Source organism: Tessaracoccus luoxuelianae, assembly GCF_054483915.1.
This window is the reverse complement of sequence record NZ_CM137013.1, coordinates 2,014,715-2,031,747: the sequence shown is the minus strand read 5'-3', so window position 1 is coordinate 2,031,747 and position 17,033 is coordinate 2,014,715. Positions and strand designations below refer to the sequence as shown.

Below are 17,033 nucleotides of genomic sequence, written 5' to 3'. Positions count from 1 at the left end.
TGGAGGCCAGCTACGTTTGATTACCAAGAAGCACCAGAGGTGAGGAGCCCACAATGACTGAAGTAGCCATCGACCCGACGCTCACCGCTATCGATCGCTGTGATCGATGCGGTGCGCAGGCATATCTCCGCGTGTTCCTGCGCAACGGCGGCGAACTGCTGTTCTGCTCGCACCACGCGACACAGCACCGCGAGAAGCTCACCGAGGTGGCAGCCAGGATCCAGGACGAGACGGACAGACTCAGCCGGCAGTGATCCAACGCTCGATCAGGTGGCGCGCGATAGACGCCCTACCTGGCAGCGTGACAGCACCGGACTCGACGGCGGCGGCGAGGTCTCCGCGGGTGTAGTAAGCACCTTCGGCGATCTCGTCGCCGTCGACGTTGATCCGGGAATCCACCGCACGCCCCGTGAACCCCAGCATGAGGGAGCGTGGCATCGGCCATGGCTGGCTGGAGACGTACTCCAGCGTCTCGAGGACAACACCCACCTCCTCCGCGACCTCACGGTGGCACGCCTGTTCGGCAGACTCCCCCGCTTCGATGAATCCGGCCACGATGGAGACCCGGGTGGCCTGCCACTGGCTCTGGCGGGCCAGCAGGAGCCGATCCTCGTGGTCCGTGATGGCGACGATGACGCACGGATCGATCCGCGGGAAGGCCAGGGCGCCACACGCCGGACAGATCCTCCTGGCGCCGGCGAGGTCCGGCACGGTGGGGGCGGCGCATCGCTCGCAGACGGGCGCCTGCAGATGCCAGCGGGTCAGCGCTACCGCTGCCGCCAGGGGGTGGTGCTCGGAAGGATCCACGTCCCTCCATCCCAGGGTTTCGCCGTGCAGGGAAGCCACCGGTCTGGCGAACCAGGGCCTGCCGTCGAACAGGCCGAGCAGAATGTCCTCGGGGCGGCGATCGCCCGCTCCCTCGAGCGGCTTCGGGCGGCCGCCCAGCGAGGCGACGTTTCCCTGGGCATCCACCTCAAGGACGACGGCGGCCCGCCACGATGCGTCGATATCACCCGCGACGCGCAGGCCGGGTGCCCGATCCAGGCCGGACGGCACGCTCCAGTGGTTCATCGTGGTTCCATTCCCGCCTTCAGCGCCGCATCGATGAGTGATGCGGGGGCCTCGACGAAGCGCAATTGGTCTGCCAGGACATGGTAGAACGCCGCGCCCACCCGTGCGGGGTCCAGCCCGCGTGCTTCCGCCCAGGCCTGCCGGTACACCGCCAGCTGCAGTGGATCCGCGCGACGCGTTGAGGTCTTCCAGTCCACCACCAGGTACTGGTATCCGTCGCGGTCCCACTCGTAGACGGCGTCGATCCTGCCGCGGAGCACGTGGGACCCCCGCGACATCACGAACGGCACCTCCACCCCCAGCGGTGTGAGGTGAGCGAACCGGCCGGCCTCGAACGCCGCCACCAGCCGCGTGAGCTCACCCGGCTCCGCCGAAGGTCCCCCCTCCATCTCCTCCAACGGGGCGGGCAGCTCGAAGCGATCCTGGAGCCAGGCGTGGAACCGGTCTCCCACCCGGGCCTCCTGCGACGGGGGCCTGGGCATCCGTCGCAGGAGTGAGGCGGCGAACGCGGACGGATCTGTGCGCAGCGCCATGAGGGCCGTGGCTGAGAGCCCCTCCGGCAGGACGACGCCGCGGTCGTTTCTGCGGTTGGCGAGAGCAGCCAGGTGCCGGGCGCTCTCGTCCCACGCCGCCACCCGGGCCTCCTCCTCGGCAGACAGCGTGCCGGACAGCCACGTCCAAGCCGCGCGCTCCGACTCCGTCGCGCCCACCATGCCTGCCGCCTCCCGCACCAGGTCCGAGGCCGTCCGTCGAGCGGCCACGACATCCGCGTCGAGCGCGGCCGGCCAGGCCGCCCGGGTCGGCGTCGCTGGCACGGGGTTGGTGTCGGCTCCCCGCGTGGCCACGTCGAGATAGCACTGGGCAGCATCAGCTGCCTCCCGCACTACGCTGAAGTAGGGCGACTCGCTCCGGGGCCGCACGTTGCCTGGGGTCCAGACGTGGCTGGAGGCGACGAGCAGCCGTTTGGCCCTGGTGACCGCCACGTACGCCAGCCGGTCCTCTGACAGTCGGTGGTCGGCTTTCGTGGCCTCACGGTAGGCGCTCAGCCCGTCCTTGGTGTAGTGGCCCAGCTGCGGAATGCTCGAGGCGTCGCCGCGAAGGGGGGCGGGGAGGCTCTCCGCGCGGCTGGGCCAGGTTCCCGATCGGGACTCGGAGGGGAACACCTTGTCCACGAGGCCTGGAAGGAACACGGTGTCCCACTCGAGGCCCTTGGCGCGGTGAACGGTCATCAGCTTGACCGAGTCAGCCTCGGTGGGCACGGACTGCTGCAGCCCCTCCCCGAAGTCTTCTTCCGCGTCCAGGTAGGCGAGGAGACCGGTCAGGCTCCCGTCGCCGTCGACGTCCGTGTAGCTCGCCACCTCGGCGACGAACCGGGCCACCTGGCTGGTCTCGGAGCCGCCTGCGAGGAGTTCGGCCTCCAATCCCAGGGTGGCGATGACCCGGGTGACCAACTCCGCCACAGGCTCTGAAGCGTGCCGCCGCAGTTCCTCGATCTCCAGGCCGAACCTGCGCAGCCTGTCCCGCGCGGCAGCGCTGAAGGGGAGCTCACCCGGGTCTGCGACGGCGTCCAGCAGGCAGACGACTTCGCCGGGGTCGGCCTGCGTGACCGCGTTGGCGAGGGCCTCGTCGAGTCCGCTGGGCGCCTGCGGAGCGCTGGCCACCTGCCTTGCCCGTTCGCCGAGCAGCTCCAGATCCCCGAGGCCGAGCTGCCAGCGCGGGCCGGAGAGCAGTGAGACGACGGCAGGGTTGGCCGTCACGTCGTCCATCACCCGCAGCGTGGACACGATGGGGGCCACCTCCGGAAGTGCCAGCAGCCCGCCGAGGCCCACGATCTCGACCGGAACGTCCCGCGTCCGCAGCGCCTCGAACAGCGGCGCCAGCAGTGCGTTGCGGCGCACCAGGATGGCCTGATCCAGCCAGCTGGTGCCGGTCTCGTGGCGAGCCACCACGCTCTCGGCGATCCATTCCACCTCGTCGGCGAAGGTGTCGAAGGTGGCCGCTGCCACCATGGCGCTGGGCGCGTCTGGGGGGGCCACGAGGGAGACGCCAGCCTCGCCCGGGGCTGAGGCGAGTCCCCGCGCCAGCGCATTGCCGACGTCGAGGATCTGCTGCCCGCTGCGACGGTTGATGCTGAGGGTGTGGCGCGATGCAGGGGTACCGTCGCCGCGCCGGAACTGCATCGGGAAGTCGAGGATGTTGCCCGACGCCGCCCCCCTCCACCCGTAGATGGCCTGGTAGGGATCACCGACGGCCGTGACGGGGAACCCCATGGCGTCTCCGGACGGCGGTCCGGTGAACAGCTCGCGGAGGAGGCGCGCCTGAGCCGAGGACGTGTCCTGGTATTCGTCCAGCAGAACCACCCGGAAGCGGCGGCGCAGCTCCTCGCCGACGGCTGGCACCTGGGTGACCAGCCGCACCGCCTCGCGGAGCTGGTCAGCGAACTCGACCACGCCGAGGCTCTGCTTCATAGCCTGATACTGGCCGACGAGGTGCAGCAGCTCGCGGCGCTCGGCGGTCGCGTCCAGGGCCCTGGCGACGTCACGCATGGTCCGGCCCCGGTACAGCGGTGCCTCGGCGAAGCGCTGCTCGGCTCGGGCGCACTCCTCTTCGACGTCCGCCGAAGTGACCAGGTGCGACTGCATCTCCGCGTCGAGCGCCAGGACGCGCTCCGGGATGCTGTGGTGGCTCAGCCGGCTGATGCTGTGGAAGGGGCCGGGCGCGTCGGCCACCACCCGGGTGGCCAGCCGGAATCGACTCGCCCCGGTGACCATGACGGGGTCCCTGTCGATGCCGATCCGCAGCCCGAACTCGCTCACCAGCCTGGCCGCGAACGAGTCGTAGGTCATGACCAGTTCCGCGCCCTCGCCGTCGATCCCCGTCAGGACCCCGGCCCGGTCCAGGGCGGAGGACACCCGCGCGGCCAGTTCTGCCGCCGCCTTACGCGTGAACGTCAATCCGAGAACCTCTTCCGGGCGCACCTGCCCGGTGCCCACCAACCAGACCACGCGGGCGGCCATGACGGTGGTCTTCCCGCTGCCCGCGCCGGCGATGATGACCGCAGGCTCCAGGGGTGCGGTGATGGCGTCGAGCTGCTCCTGGGAGAAGGGGATCTGCAGGGCGTCGATCAGCTGCTCCGGGGAGGAGAACGGTCGCCTGCGGAGGGGATGGATGGTCACCGCGCAACCCCCGTCCTGGGCCCCTTGGCCGGGCAGGACGCGGCGAACGCACAGTAGCGGCAGGCGTCGCACTCCACCGCGTCAAACCGGGCCTCCCGGATGATGTCCACGCCTTCCGCGATCCGATCGTGGACCCAGGTGGGTCCGGGCCCGGGCTCCACGCCGGCCAGCCGCGGTACCTCGTCGATGGAGGGTTGCGCCACCAGCGTCGGCAGGGCATCACCGCTGCGGAGGAACAACAAAGCGGGCGGAGCCACTGAGCGCTCTCCGGGCGCCAGGTCGTCGAAGGCGCCTAGCGATGCCGCAAGTTGGTAGATGCCCAGCTGGGCGTGATCCGCCACGTCCGCCTCCTTCAACACCCGCCGTCCCGTCTTCATGTCGACGACCCGCAGCCGCCCGTCCGGCTGCCTCTCCAACCTGTCCACTGTCCCGTCCAGCACAACCTCCGTGCCCGCAACTGTCAGCGGCACCCTGAACCGACGCTCGACCGCCAGGAGGGTGTTGGGATTGTGGTGGTGGTATCGCGAGAACCTCTCGATGGCCTGATCGATCTCAGAGCGCTCAGTGACCGACAACCATTCCGTCTCGAAGGGGATACGCAGCCACACCTCATCCAGTTTCGCGCGCATCTGGTCAGCCGAGAGGTTGTCGGTGGCGGCATGCTTGGCCAGCAGGTGCACCACGTCTCCCACGGAGGCCCGGGACTTGCGGCCAGCCTCAGCCTTGGCCCGCCGCGAGAGGAACCAGCGGCGCGGACACTCCAGCAGGGTCTCCAGGGATGATCCTGTGATGACCACCGGGCCGCTGTGTTCGGCCGACGACGACGTAGGCCCGGCCGTCCCCCACCACTGATCGGGATCAGCCCCCGGGAAGGCCCGGCTGCCGTCCTGGGTGGCTGCCGCCGCCAGGCCCGCCAGTCTGAGGGCGGCGGCCCGGCGCAGGCCGGGCGAGGACGATTCGTCGACCGCCGCACGACGAAGGTCGCCTACGAGGGCGGAAGCTGAGAGCAGCTTGTCCGGCCTGCCGTGGATGCGCTCCACCTCGACCCCCAGCTCGGCCAGGAACCTTGACGGCCGGCCGCCCTCGCCGTCGACACCCTGGACGCCGCTGACATGCAGCGCTGAGCGGGCGCGGCTGCACGCGACGTAGAACAGCTGACGCTCATTGCCGAGCTGCGGCACCGCTCCGGGGGATGCCAGCTCCTCGGGGCCGAGCCGATCAGAATCGAGCAGGAGGCCGGCCCTGGTCAGCCTCGGCCAGAGGCCCTCCTGCACGCCGACCACCCACACCCGCTCCCAGCCCAGGCCCCGGGTGCGGTGCGCGGTGACGACGCGCACGCCCCTGCCCGCCGCGGTCAGCTCACGGCCGGTATCCGCCGGGATCTCCTGGCCCGAGATCTCACCCAGGAACGTCTGCGCGCCGGCGGCGCCACGCAGGTCCTCCTGCCTCGAGGCGAGGTCGAACAGTTCCACGATGGCGTCGAGATCCGCATTGGCGCGGCGCGAGCCCCTCAGCGCCTGCTCGCGCAGCCGGTCCGCCCACCCGGTGCCGTCCCACAGGTGCCAGAGCGCCTCCTGCACCTCCGCGCCGCCCGCCATCATCGCCGACGCTTCCGCCAACAGCGCGGCGAGGGCACGCAGCGCTTCGGCCTCCGCGGACTCGAGTCCCTCGAGGAGCAAGGGGTCAGCGAGGCTCTTCGCCAGTAGGGCCTGGGAGTGGCCGAGCTGGCGGTGCCTCGCGAGGAGCTGGCGCCCCAGCCGACGCTGCGCCACCCCGTCGAGGCCGCACAGGGGAGACGAGACCAGCAGCCGGGCCTCATCCGCCTCGGGCCCCGAGGTCCTCGCCGCGACCGTCAGCGCGAGCAGCAGGGTGGAGACGGCCGGCTGCTCGGACAACGCGATCTCGTCTCCCGAGACATCCACCGGTACCCCGAGCCGCAGCAGCTCTCTGGCGACGGCGCTCAGCTGCGTGCGCCCCGCCCGGGTCACCACGGCGAGGTCCGACCAGGCCAGCCCATCGACCGCCACGCAGTGCCGCAACTCCGCCGCGACATGGGCCAGCTCCGCCGACTCGTCATCGAAGACACGGGCGTGCGCCTCCCCCACGCCCGCCACCGGCGTGGGCGACGGGGGCGCGAGCCGAGGACCGATCCGGACGCTGAGCGCATCCAGCGCCCCGGCAACCCGGGCGGTGGCCCGATGGCCTTGCCCCAGCGTCAGCAGCCGCGCACCCGGAAGTTCCGCGATATCCGCCAGTGCGGTGGGGCTGGCGCCCCGGTAGCCGCCGATCCGTTGCCGGGGGTCCCCCACCGCCAGCAGGGGGAGACCCAGCCCCGCAAGGTCTGCCAGGAGGCCCACCTGGGCGGGGTCCGCCTCCTGGACGTCGTCGATGAGGAGGGCGTCGAACGACGCCCCGACGCCCGACGCGACACCCGGCTCGGTGAGCAGCAGGCGGGTGCGGTAGACGAGTTCGGTGTAATCCAGCGTGCCGGAGAAGTCCCCCACCGTGAGGTAGTCCTCCATGAATCGTGCCGCGGCGGCGAACGTCTCATCCCCCGCGGCGACGGCGAGCCCGGCCAGGCGCTCAGGATCCAGAGACAGCTGCCTGGCTCTGGCCAGGACCTCGCGCAGCTGACGGGCGAAGGCCCTGGTGCCCAGTGCCGCCCTGACCGACTCGGGCCACGCGTCCGGGCCCATGCCGGGGATCAGCTCGCGGATCCGCTGCTCCTGCTCCGGCGCACGGAGGAGACGCCAGGGGGCGTCCTCGTGGGGCCAGTAGCGCCGCAGGAGGCCCAACGCGAGGCCGTGGATGGTGGTGACCTGCGGGTTCACCTGAGCCGCCGTGATCTGTCGGCTGATCTCCCTGCGCAGCTGCTGCGCGGCCGAGCGTGAGTGCGACAGCACGATCAGCCGCTCGAGGCTGCCCCCCTCACGGACGCGCCGCGCCGCGGCCGCGGCCAGGAGCGTGGTCTTTCCGGTACCCGGTCCCCCGACCACAACTGTGACTCCGCGGACTGGCTCCGTGGCCGCCAACTGCTCGCCGGTGAGGATGTGCGCCTCGACGGGAGGTGGCGGAAGGACCCGAAACTGCATGGGTCCTATGCAACCAGCAACCCCCGACATTTCCACACCGCCCCGTGGCAGGCTTGGCCTCGAGCGGAGGGCAGAGGCCATGAGTGAGCGCATAGCAACCGAGATCGACGGGCTTCCACTCGCGTTGAGCAACCTGGACAAGCCGCTGTTCCCCTCCGGGTTCACCAAGGGTGAGCTGATCGCCTACTACGTGGAGATCGCGGACACGATGCTCCCCCACCTCCACGATCGCGCACTCACCCGGGTCCGGTTCCCCAACGGGACATCAGGCGAGTCGTTCTACGAGAAGAACGTCCCGCCGGGGGCCCCAGCCTGGGTCTCGTCGGTTGATGTTGCCACCTCCGCAGGCACCGTCACCTACGTCACGGCCTCCCGCCGCGCGGACCTGGCCTGGTTGGCCAACCTGGCCGCCGTCGAGCTCCACACACCCCAGTGGCGGGTCCGTGACGCCACCGGTTCACCCGATGGGATCCTGCTCAGCGGCCCGGACGAGCCGCGCTCCACGACGCTCATCGTCGATCTCGATCCAGGCCCGGGCATCACCCCCGCCGACTCGGCCAAGGGGGCGATCCTCGCCGCCACGGTGCTCGCGCAGATGGGCCTCGAGGCCTTCGCGAAGAGCTCCGGCAACAAGGGGCTCCAGCTGAGCGTTCCGATCCGGCCGACCCCCGCCTCGCACGTCCACGCCTTCGCGATGGCGCTGGCCCAGCACCTCGCGCAGCGGTATCCCCGGCAGTTCGTCGCCGTCATGAGCAAACAGGCACGGGCGGATCTCATCTTCGTCGACTACGGGCAGAACCTGGCCGCTCGCAATACCGTCACCGCCTACTCGGTGCGCGGGCTTGACTCACCGTCGGTCGCCACTCCGCTTACCTGGGAGGAGGTCGCCGCACTCAGCCCTGACGCCCCGGTCCGGGTTACTCCGGCGCAGATGCTCGAACGGGTCGCCGCCCACGGTGATCTCTGGGTGGGCACCCTCCCGACTGCGGACTCGCCGGTCCTGCCGCCCCCCGAGTTCTGACAGGATGGAGCCAGCACCCGCACCGGACGGAGGACGCATGAAGTCTGAGCCGAACCCCTCCTCCAGAGCTCACTATGTACGCGAGCCGGCCTTGTGGGTGGGCGGGTGCAGCGACACGGGGCTCAGACACCACACCAACCAGGACGCCATGTCCATGGCCGTGCGTTCCGAGCCCAGCCCCGCGGCGGTGGTGGCGGTTGCCGATGGTGTGAGCACAGCACGGGGCTCCGAGCTGGCCTCGCTCGTCGCCGCTGAGACCGCGGTAGAGGTCCTGATCAGGCGGCGTGCTGCGGGCAGCAGCGAGGCGGACGCCTTCGTCGAGGCGTTCGAGGAGGCCAACCGCGCGGTGGTCGCTGCGCACGACGACCCCTCGGCGTGCACCCTGATCGCGGCCACGGTCGAGGATGGGCTGATCACCGTCGCCAACGTCGGGGACTCCCGTGCCTACTGGCTGGGCGACGACGCCATGGCGAGTCAGCTGTCGACGGACGACTCCCTGGCGCAGGCCCGGATCCTGCTCGGGATGACCCGGGCGGAGGCGGAGCAGTCCATCCAGGCCCACGCCATCACCAAGTGGCTGGGGCGCCAGGCCTCCGACGTGACCCCCTCGGTGGTGACGCTGCGCCCCACCTGCGGGGGATGGCTCCTTCTGTGCACCGACGGGCTGTGGAACTACGCCAGCTCACCCGAGGCGATGGCAAGGCTGGTGGCCGGGCGCACGGGGGCCGAAGGGGCGGGGTCCCTGGCTGAGGAACTCGCGCTGTGGGCCAACAGTCAGGGCGGCAAGGACAATGTGACGGTCATCCTCGTGCGCCTGGAACCCTGAGCTTGGCAGCTCTCGCTAGAGTGGCCACTATGGAAGTCAAGATCGGCATCACCGACATCCCCCGTGAGGTCACCATCGACGCCACCGCGTCCCCGGATGAGCTGATCACACAGCTCCGTGAGGCCGTCGAGCACTCCACGCTGCTGGAGCTCACCGACGACAAGGGGCGCCGCGTGCTCATCCCGGGCCAGCGGATCGCCTACCTCGACCTGGGCTCCCCCAGCTCTGGCAGGGTGGGCTTCGGCGCGGTGTAGCCGGCCTGCGTTAGACTGAGGGCCTGCGGGCAGCAACGCTCCGCCTCCGGTGCGCCAACCGTGCCGTGAGTTCTTCCAGATTGGTTTGAGCCCTGAGCGACAACGAGACTCCGGTCGACGAGACCTTCGCCGACCTCGGCATCCACGAATCCATCACCTCGGCTCTGGCCGAGGTGGGGATCGTCCACCCCTTCGCCATCCAGACGTTGGCCATCCCCCTGGCCATCAGCGGCACGGACCTGATCGGTCAGGCCCGCACCGGAACCGGAAAGACGCTGGCTTTCGGCGTCAGCCTTCTCCACCTTATGGTCACCACGTCCGGCGGTGAGAAGCCCACGCACGGCAAGCCGCGCGCTCTTGTGGTGTGTCCCACCCGAGAGTTGGCCCTCCAGGTCGGGCGAGACCTCGACATCGCCGGGAAGCACCTGAAGATGCGGGTCCTCACCATCTACGGTGGCACCGGCTACGACGAACAGCTCGGTGCGCTGGAGTCGGGAATCGACATCGCGGTGGGCACCCCCGGCCGCCTGCTCGACCTCGCAGACCGCGGCGCACTGGACCTCAGCCGCGTGCAGGTGCTGGTCCTCGACGAGGCCGACGAGATGCTGGACCTCGGCTTCCTCCCGGACATCGAGCGCCTCCAGCGCAAGGCGCCCAAGGACCGCCAGACGATGCTGTTCTCGGCCACGATGCCCGCACCGATTCTGACCCTGGCCCGCGCCACGCTCAACCGGCCGGTCAACATCCGCGCCGAGGGGCACGACGCGAAGATGACCGTGCCGGACATCGACCAGTACGTCTACCAGGCCCACGACCTGGACAAGCCCGAGATGGTCGGGCGCCTGCTGCAGGGCAATCAGACGACGAAGGTCATGATCTTCTGCCGCACCAAGCGCGCAGCGCAGCGGCTCACGGACGAGCTGGTGGATCGCGGGTTCGCCGCGGCCGCAATCCACGGCGACCTCAACCAGGAGGCCCGCGAACGGTCACTGAAGAAGTTCCGCGCCAACACCATCTCGGTCCTGGTGGCCACGGATGTCGCGGCGCGCGGCATCGACATCGTCGGCGTCAGCCACGTCATCAACTACGAGTGCCCGGACACGGACGCCACCTACGTCCACCGCATCGGGCGCACCGGTCGCGCTGGGAACTCCGGTGTCGCGGTCACGTTCGTGGACTGGGCAGACCTCCACCGCTGGAAGCTGATCAACCAGTCCCTCAGCCTCGAGTTGGCGGAGCCGGCGGAGACCTATTCGTCGTCGCCGCACTTCTACACGGATCTCGACATCCCCGAAGGCACGAAGGGGCGGATGCCGGGCCACGTGGCGTCGCGGGCGAAGGCAGTCGACGCGCGGCACTCCCCCGTGGAGGCGCCCAAGCACCGGTCACGGCGCTCGACGGAGCCCGCCGGCGACCACCCGGCACAGGACAAGCACGCCGAGGCCGAGCGGAAGCCCCGCCGTCGCCGTCGCCGCACCCGCGGTGGGGTCGAGGTCGCGGCGGAGACGCCCGCTGCCGAGTGAGGCTCAGTACACCATCTGCATTGCCTGACGGACCTCGTTGAGGGTCTGTTCGGCGACGTCGGTGGCGCGGCTGTTCCCGTTGGCCAGGACCTGCTCCAGATAGCCGGGTTCCCCCACCAACTCGGCTCGGCGCGCGCGGATGGGCGCGAAGTAGTCGTTGACGGCCGCGGTGACGAGCTTCTTCAGCCCGCCTCCGCCTCCGTCGCCGATCTCGTCGGCCACCTCGGCGGGGTCGCGGTCGAGGCAGAGCGCGGCGAGATTGACGAGGTTGGACACCTCCGGGCGGGCAACGGGATCGTAGGTGATCTGACGGTCCGAATCCGTCACGGCCCGCTTGAGGAGCCTCGCCGTCTCGTCGGCCGTCATGCCGAGCTCGATGGTGTTGCCCTTCGATTTCGACATCTTGGTGCCGTCGAGGCCGAGCACGGTCCCGGACTTGCTCAGCAGCGCCTCGGGCGCGGGGAAGACGGGCCTCGTCGGGTCCACGCGGCCGTACCGCTCGTCGAAGCGACGGGCGATCACCCGGGCCTGTTCCAGGTGCGGCAGCTGGTCCTTGCCGACCGGCACGAGGTTCGCCTTGCAGAAGAGGATGTCCGCGGCCTGATGCACCGGATAGGTGAGCATGAGCCCGGACATGGGGCGGTCCCCAGTGTCGTCGAGTTCGGTCTTCACCGTGGGGTTCCGTCGTAGCTCGGCGTCGGTGACCACGGAGAGGAACGGGAGCATCAGCTGATTGAGGGCTGGGATCTGGGAGTGGGTGAAGATCGTCACCTGATCCGGGTCGAGACCGACGGCGAGGTAGTCCGCCAGCAGCGAGTAGACGCGCTCCCTGATCGGCCCCACGCCGTCGCGGTCAGTGATCACCTGATAGTCGGCGATCACCACGAAGGTCTCCACCCCGAGAGCGGCCAGGCGGACCCGGTTCTGAAGCGAGCCGAAGTAGTGCCCGATGTGCAGGTTTCCGGTGGGGCGGTCCCCCGTCAGGATCCTGAAGCCGCTGGGATCCTGAGTGATCTTCTGCTCGATCTCGACGCTGCGCTGAGTCGAGCGGGCCAGCGAGGCCTCGGGATCGAACGTGTCATCGAGGGAGAGCGACATGGGCCTAACCTGCCTAAACGGGAAGCGATGGGATGCGAGGCCCAAGAATAGCGTCCTAGACGACGCCTCCCCGGCGCCGGATCCGAGCCAGAAGGTCGCGGTAGGCGGAGGGTCGGGTCAGATTGGCCCCCAGCGGGTTCCGCTTCTTCCCGAGACCGTGGTAATCGCTCGAGCCGGTACGCACCAGTCCCACCCGGGCACCCATCTCGAACAGCAGGGAGCGGGTCTCCTCATCATGGTCGGGATGCTCCACCTCGATTCCCTCAAGACCATGCTCCCGGGCAAGGGACTCCAGGTACGGAGCGGGCAGCACGGCCTGCCCCCCACGGCCCCATGGATGGGCGATGACTGCCACACCCCTGGCTGCGTGGACCAGATCGATGGCGCGCTCCAGTGGGCACGCGTAGCGGTGCACGTAGCCCGGCCTGTCGTCGCCGATCCACAGCGCGAAGGCCTCGTCCCGGTCGACCACGTAGCCCTTCGCCACCAACGCGTCCGCCACGTGGGGACGGCCCAACACGGGCGCGCCGTTGGCCGCGGCCATCACGTCCTCGAGCGTGATGGCGAGCCCGGCCTCGTTGAGCTTGGCCACCATGGCCGGGAGCCTCTGGGTGCGCCCGAATCGGATCCGGGCGAGCTCTGCATTGAGCTCCCTGTCGAACGGGTCACATCCGTAACCGAGCAGATGGACCGAGCTGCCGGAGTGCTCGGTGGACATCTCGATCCCGCCCACCACCTTGACCCCGATGCGCTTGCCTGCCTCCTGCGCCTCCCCGACGCCGCCGAACGTGTCGTGATCCGTGAGGGCGATGACGTCCAGCCCTGCCTCGAAGGCCTTCATCACCAGGCTGGTCGGGGTGTCCGTCCCGTCGCTGACCCGGGAATGCGTGTGCAGGTCTATCTTCATGGGGCAATCCTACGGATCAGGGATGCCCACTAGGCTGGCGGTATGGATTTGGATTACACCCACCAGTACGCTGCGGCCCCGTCCTCGGTGGTTGCGCTGATGCGCAACGAGGAGTTCATCGCTGACGTGGCCAGGCACGCCGGGGCGCTCGAGCACAACGTCTCCATCGGACAGGAGGCCACGCGGCTCGAGATGAAGCTGCCGGTTCCGGGAAACCTGTCCAAGTTCGTAGGGCAGACGGTATCGCTGACGCAGATCTTCCGATTCCAGCCCGCGGAGGCGGACGGCAGCGTCCGCGGCGTGGTGGACGTGGAGGTGCCGGGCATGCCGATCGCCGTCAACGCCGCGACACTGTTGAGCCCCGAGGGCGAGGGCACGCGGGGTCGCTACACAGGAGACCTGGCGGTGCGGATTCCGTTGGTGGGCAAGAAGGTCGAAGGACTCATCGAGCCGTTCATCAGGGACGCGTTCGCTGGGCTGGAGCGGCGTGCCGCCGTGTGGCTGGCACGCTGACAGCGTCAGCCCGCGGCCGCCTCACGCCGCTTCTTCGCGGCCTCCACTGAGGCCTTCAGCGCCGCCATGAGGTCCACGACATCGCCCGACGGGGCTGAGGTGTCCGACGAGGCCGGGGCCGACGTCCCGGCGAGCTTCGCTTCGACCACCTCCAGCAAGGCCTCCCGGTAGGAGTCCTGATAAGCCTCCGGCTCGAACGTGCCCTCCAACTGGGCGATGAGCAGCTTGGCCATCTCCATCTCCGCGTCCGAGATCTTCACCTCCGCAGACGGGGCCGCGAACTCACCGTCGCGCAGCTCATCCGGCCAGTACATGGTGTGCAGGAGCAGCAGATCGCCCTTGGGCCGAATCAGGGCAAGCGACTCGCGGCTGCGGAGGGCCACCTTCACCACCGCCACCTTGTCCTCCTTGGCGAGCGCCTCCCGCAGCAACACGTAGGGCTTCTGCCCGGCCGCCTCAGCCTCCAGGAAGTAGGTGCGCTGGAAGAACCCTGGGTCCACTTCGTTCTGGTCGACGAACTGCACCACCTCCACAGTCTTCAGGGTGCTCAGCGGCAGATTGGCGAAGTCCTCGTCCGTCAGGACCGCGACCCTGCCGTCGGCCGATTCGTAGCCTTTGGCGATGTCCGCGTAGGCCACCACCTCGCCGCACTTCTCACAGACGCGTTGCTGACGGACCCGGCCGCCGTCACTGGAGTGGACCTGTCGAAATGACACGTCCTTGTCCTCGGTGGCCCCGTACAACTTGACCGGGATGGACACCAGTCCGAAGGACACCGCGCCCTTCCAGATGGATCGTGGCATGATCGCGCCTTCCCTTCCTCAGGTTCCTCGCCGGTATTCGACGCGGTCGTTCCACAGGAGATCGTGGGATTGCAGCAACTCCTGCACCTCTGGCAGATCCCACGCCTGGTCGATGGTGAGGCCGCGGGCGATCACGGCCGCGTCGGCATAGTCCACGCCCTCCTCCTCGGCGAACCATGCTGTCATCGCCGACACGGGGCAGCTGCTCAGGCGCACCTCACCGTTGAAGGGGTCCTCGGCCGGCCCGATCAGGTCCGTGGTCACCTCAGCCACCACCACCAACCGCACGCCGTGGGTTGTCAGCCCCGCCAGCGAAGCCAGGATCAAGGCCGCGTACTCGGCATCCTCGGACTCCGCCTCGAGATAACCCAGCTCGGCGAGCAGCTCAGGAGTCACCGTGTAGGCGGGCCTGTTGACGACGGGCGGGTCGCCCGCGAGGACGCCCAACTCGCCTTCCGCGATCGGGATGAACACCAGCTGACGCTTCACGTGGCCAGCCTAGATGCAGGTGGCGCGTGATCGGAGTAGGTTCGACGACGACATGGTGCGCAAGATCCTTATTCTCCTCACGTGGGCCGTGCTCAGCGGCCTCTCCGCCTGCGCGGCTCCCGCCGCGGCACCGCTGACGATCGAGCTGGAGGTCACAGACCCTCCGGCCGCTACCCGTCGGGTGGACGTCCCGCTGGGTGCCGAAGTGACGCTGCGGATCACTGTTCCCTCCGAGGATCGCGCCCACGTCCACGGCTACGAGATCGAACAGGATCTGGTGGCGGGGGTCCCCACCGAGATCGTGTTCGATGCCACCATGGCGGGCACCTACGAGGTGGAGTCCCACGTCACCGACGCCATCTGGCTTGATCTGGTGGTGAAGTGATCCTGCTGCACGGGATCGCCTCCAGAGGCGACCTTCCGCTTCCGTTCGAACTCGTGCTGGGCGGGGCCGCGGTGGTCCTGATTGTGACCTTCTGGGTGGCGCTCTATGCGTGGAGGACTCCGCGCTACCGCGACCACACCGGTATCGAGTTGCCCCGGCTCACCCGGGTGGTGGATTCGCCCTGGTTCTCGCGTCCCCTTCGGATCGCGGTGGGCCTGGTGTGGCTGCTGGCCGCGATGGCGCTCACCTTCGGCGTGGACCGCATCGACAACCCCGTCTTCGGATTCGTCTACGTTCTGTTGTGGGTGGGTCTGGTTCCGATCTCTCTGATCTTCGGCGGCGTCTACCGTCGGACCAATCCGCTCCGCCTTCTGCTGAGGTTCACCGGCGCCACCGCGGCAGCCACCCCCGGTGGGGCTCAGGGGTCGCGGCTGCCGGCCGCCGGGGCGTTGATGGCCTTCCTGTACCTCGAACTCGTGCAGCCCGATGGGGCGACGCTGCCTGTGCTGCGTGGGTTCGCCGCGGCCTGGGTCGCCTGGGTCGTCGTCGGGGTGATGGTGCGCGGACAGCGGTGGATAGCCCAGGCGGATCCCTTTGAGGCCTACGCCTCCTCTGTTGCGCGGCTCTCCCCCTGGGGTCGGAACGCCAGAGGAATCCTGCTCTGGATGAATCCCCTACGGAATCTGGCTTCCTGGCGCGCACCGGCACACCTGACGGTGTTGGCCAGCGTCCTGCTGGGGGGCACCCTGTTCGACGCACTGTCGAACACCGCGTGGTGGGTGCGCGCCACTCAGGACCTGGATGTGTGGGCCTGGCCCGCTGCACTGGCGGGTCTGCTCGGCAGCGTCGGAGCGATCTACGCGTTGTTCTGGCTCGGCGCCCGGGCGTACGGCCGGGGCCGCGTGGACGCGCTTGCGCCGGGCCTGATCCCGCTGGTGGCCGGCTACGCCCTCGCCCACTACTCGACGATGCTCTACCTGGAGGGTCAGCGCACCGTGATCCGCTTCAGCGACCCGATGGGTCTCGGCTGGAACGTGTTCGGACTGGCGGAGGCCGCACCGGGCACCGGTCTGTTCGGCTACCCCACCGTGATCGCCGTCGTGCAGGTCCTCCTCATTGTCGGGGGGCATGTGGCCGGGGTGCTGGTCACCCACGACATTGCGTTGCGCACCCATCCGGGTCGGGTCTGGGCGCATGTGCCGCTGCTGTCGATGATGGTGGCGTTCACGGTCGGCGGCCTTGTCCTGATGTTCGGCGGCGGCTGAGGCCCGTTCCCGAACCTCCCGAGGTGTTGTCCGGATCGCCCGAGGTGTTGTCCGAGTTTCCCGAGGTGTTGTCCGCAGGAACGGAGGTGTTGTCCGCCCGCCCGTCGAGCCTGGCCCCGTCGGCAGGCCCCGGCCTAGCGTCAGGGCCATGAACTTCCCGATGCCGATCACCGTCCTCACCAGGCCTGTCCTGGTCCCCGCACCGGCTCACCAACCAGCTCCTCCGCAGGCCATGAACCTCATCCGCGTGGTGGTGGAGGCCCTGATGGGTCGCAGGCCGCTCCATCAGGTCCGTCCCCACCTGGGGCATGCTGCGTTCGAGAATCTGTCACGCTACGTGGACAGTGGCGTCTTCAAGCGCATCAAGGTGGGCCGGGTGCGCTCCCAGATGCCTACGGTCAGGGCCGTCGAGGCCACCGTCTGCGTAGATGTCAACGGCCGGTCTATCAGCTGCGTGCTTCGTCTCGACGCGAGGCGGAACTCCTGGCGGTGCACGGAACTGATCGTGCTGGCCCCCGTCGGGGTGCTGGACCAGCTGGCGGCCTAGACGTCCATATCCAGATGGAGGGGTGCCAGATCGCCCGATCCGGTGCGCCGCAGCCGAGGCATG

General features: G+C 69.3%; 16 protein-coding genes. 9 read left to right on the top strand and 7 right to left on the bottom strand.

Going from position 1 to position 17,033, the window contains the following annotated elements:
* The first annotated feature begins 53 nt into the window (after positions 1-53).
* A complete protein-coding gene (locus tag ACX1D1_RS09095) occupies positions 54-254 on the top strand; it encodes a DUF7455 domain-containing protein (RefSeq protein WP_182782860.1) in 201 nt (66 codons plus the stop codon).
* Here the strand turns inward: ACX1D1_RS09095 and nudC are convergent.
* From nudC to ACX1D1_RS09080, 3 genes are read right to left on the bottom strand one after another with little or no spacing between them, the layout of a single operon-like run.
* Entirely contained in the window at positions 241-1,071 is an 831-nt protein-coding gene (gene nudC, locus ACX1D1_RS09090; protein ID WP_459054342.1) for an NAD(+) diphosphatase, read from the bottom strand. The two genes, ACX1D1_RS09095 and nudC, sit on opposite strands and share 14 nt — an antisense overlap.
* The gene (locus tag ACX1D1_RS09085) at positions 1,068-4,247 is read right to left on the bottom strand and encodes an ATP-dependent DNA helicase (protein WP_459054341.1); all 3,180 of its coding nucleotides are present in this window, start codon (positions 4,245-4,247) and stop codon (positions 1,068-1,070) included. Before ACX1D1_RS09085 ends, nudC begins: the two co-directional genes overlap by 4 nt.
* Entirely contained in the window at positions 4,244-7,339 is a 3,096-nt protein-coding gene (locus ACX1D1_RS09080; protein WP_459054340.1) for a PD-(D/E)XK nuclease family protein, read from the bottom strand. Before ACX1D1_RS09080 ends, ACX1D1_RS09085 begins: the two co-directional genes overlap by 4 nt.
* A 79-nt stretch (positions 7,340-7,418) precedes the next feature.
* Between ACX1D1_RS09080 and ligD the strand changes: the two genes are divergently transcribed.
* The 4 genes from ligD to ACX1D1_RS09060 all read left to right on the top strand — a co-directional run bounded on the left by ligD (position 7,419) and on the right by ACX1D1_RS09060 (position 10,963).
* On the top strand, positions 7,419-8,360 hold the full coding sequence (ligD, locus tag ACX1D1_RS09075; RefSeq protein ID WP_182782864.1) for a non-homologous end-joining DNA ligase: 942 nt from the start codon (positions 7,419-7,421) through the stop codon (positions 8,358-8,360).
* Positions 8,361-8,514: 154 nt separating this feature from the next.
* Complete coding sequence (locus ACX1D1_RS09070; protein ID WP_459054339.1) at positions 8,515-9,186, top strand: PP2C family protein-serine/threonine phosphatase; 672 nt, start codon at positions 8,515-8,517, stop codon at positions 9,184-9,186.
* Positions 9,187-9,215: 29 nt separating this feature from the next.
* The gene (locus ACX1D1_RS09065) at positions 9,216-9,440 is read left to right on the top strand and encodes a DUF3107 domain-containing protein (protein WP_182782866.1); all 225 of its coding nucleotides are present in this window, start codon (positions 9,216-9,218) and stop codon (positions 9,438-9,440) included.
* Between the two features lie 92 nt (positions 9,441-9,532).
* A complete protein-coding gene (locus tag ACX1D1_RS09060; RefSeq protein ID WP_459056571.1) occupies positions 9,533-10,963 on the top strand; it encodes a DEAD/DEAH box helicase in 1,431 nt (476 codons plus the stop codon).
* Between the two features lie 3 nt (positions 10,964-10,966).
* Here the strand turns inward: ACX1D1_RS09060 and trpS are convergent, their stop codons facing one another.
* Positions 10,967-12,061, bottom strand: a complete 1,095-nt coding sequence (trpS, locus tag ACX1D1_RS09055) for a tryptophan--tRNA ligase (protein WP_459054338.1) — start codon at positions 12,059-12,061, stop codon at positions 10,967-10,969.
* 55 nt (positions 12,062-12,116) lie between these two features.
* Positions 12,117-12,905 (bottom strand): PHP domain-containing protein, encoded by a 789-nt coding sequence (locus tag ACX1D1_RS09050; RefSeq protein ID WP_459056570.1) that lies wholly within the window; start codon positions 12,903-12,905, stop codon positions 12,117-12,119.
* Positions 12,906-13,010: 105 nt separating this feature from the next.
* Between ACX1D1_RS09050 and ACX1D1_RS09045 the strand changes: the two genes are divergently transcribed.
* On the top strand, positions 13,011-13,481 hold the full coding sequence (locus ACX1D1_RS09045; protein WP_459054337.1) for a DUF2505 domain-containing protein: 471 nt from the start codon (positions 13,011-13,013) through the stop codon (positions 13,479-13,481).
* Positions 13,482-13,486: 5 nt separating this feature from the next.
* On the opposite strand, the gene ku is transcribed toward ACX1D1_RS09045, so the two are convergent.
* Both ku and ACX1D1_RS09035 read right to left on the bottom strand, forming a co-directional pair.
* On the bottom strand, positions 13,487-14,284 hold the full coding sequence (gene ku / locus ACX1D1_RS09040; RefSeq protein ID WP_459054336.1) for a non-homologous end joining protein Ku: 798 nt from the start codon (positions 14,282-14,284) through the stop codon (positions 13,487-13,489).
* Between the two features lie 18 nt (positions 14,285-14,302).
* Complete coding sequence (locus ACX1D1_RS09035; RefSeq protein WP_459054335.1) at positions 14,303-14,773, bottom strand: DUF6912 family protein; 471 nt, start codon at positions 14,771-14,773, stop codon at positions 14,303-14,305.
* Between the two features lie 52 nt (positions 14,774-14,825).
* Between ACX1D1_RS09035 and ACX1D1_RS09030 the strand changes: the two genes are divergently transcribed.
* The 3 genes from ACX1D1_RS09030 (at position 14,826) to ACX1D1_RS09020 (ending at position 16,970) form a co-directional block, all read left to right on the top strand.
* Positions 14,826-15,158 (top strand): hypothetical protein, encoded by a 333-nt coding sequence (locus tag ACX1D1_RS09030; protein WP_182782872.1) that lies wholly within the window; start codon positions 14,826-14,828, stop codon positions 15,156-15,158.
* Positions 15,155-16,423: a hypothetical protein gene (locus tag ACX1D1_RS09025; protein ID WP_182799726.1), complete on the top strand. Its 1,269-nt coding sequence runs from the start codon at positions 15,155-15,157 to the stop codon at positions 16,421-16,423. The genes ACX1D1_RS09030 and ACX1D1_RS09025 overlap by 4 nt, the downstream gene beginning before the upstream one ends.
* Positions 16,424-16,571: 148 nt before the next feature.
* A complete protein-coding gene (locus ACX1D1_RS09020; protein WP_459054334.1) occupies positions 16,572-16,970 on the top strand; it encodes an Rv3235 family protein in 399 nt (132 codons plus the stop codon).
* Positions 16,971-17,033 lie beyond the last annotated feature (63 nt).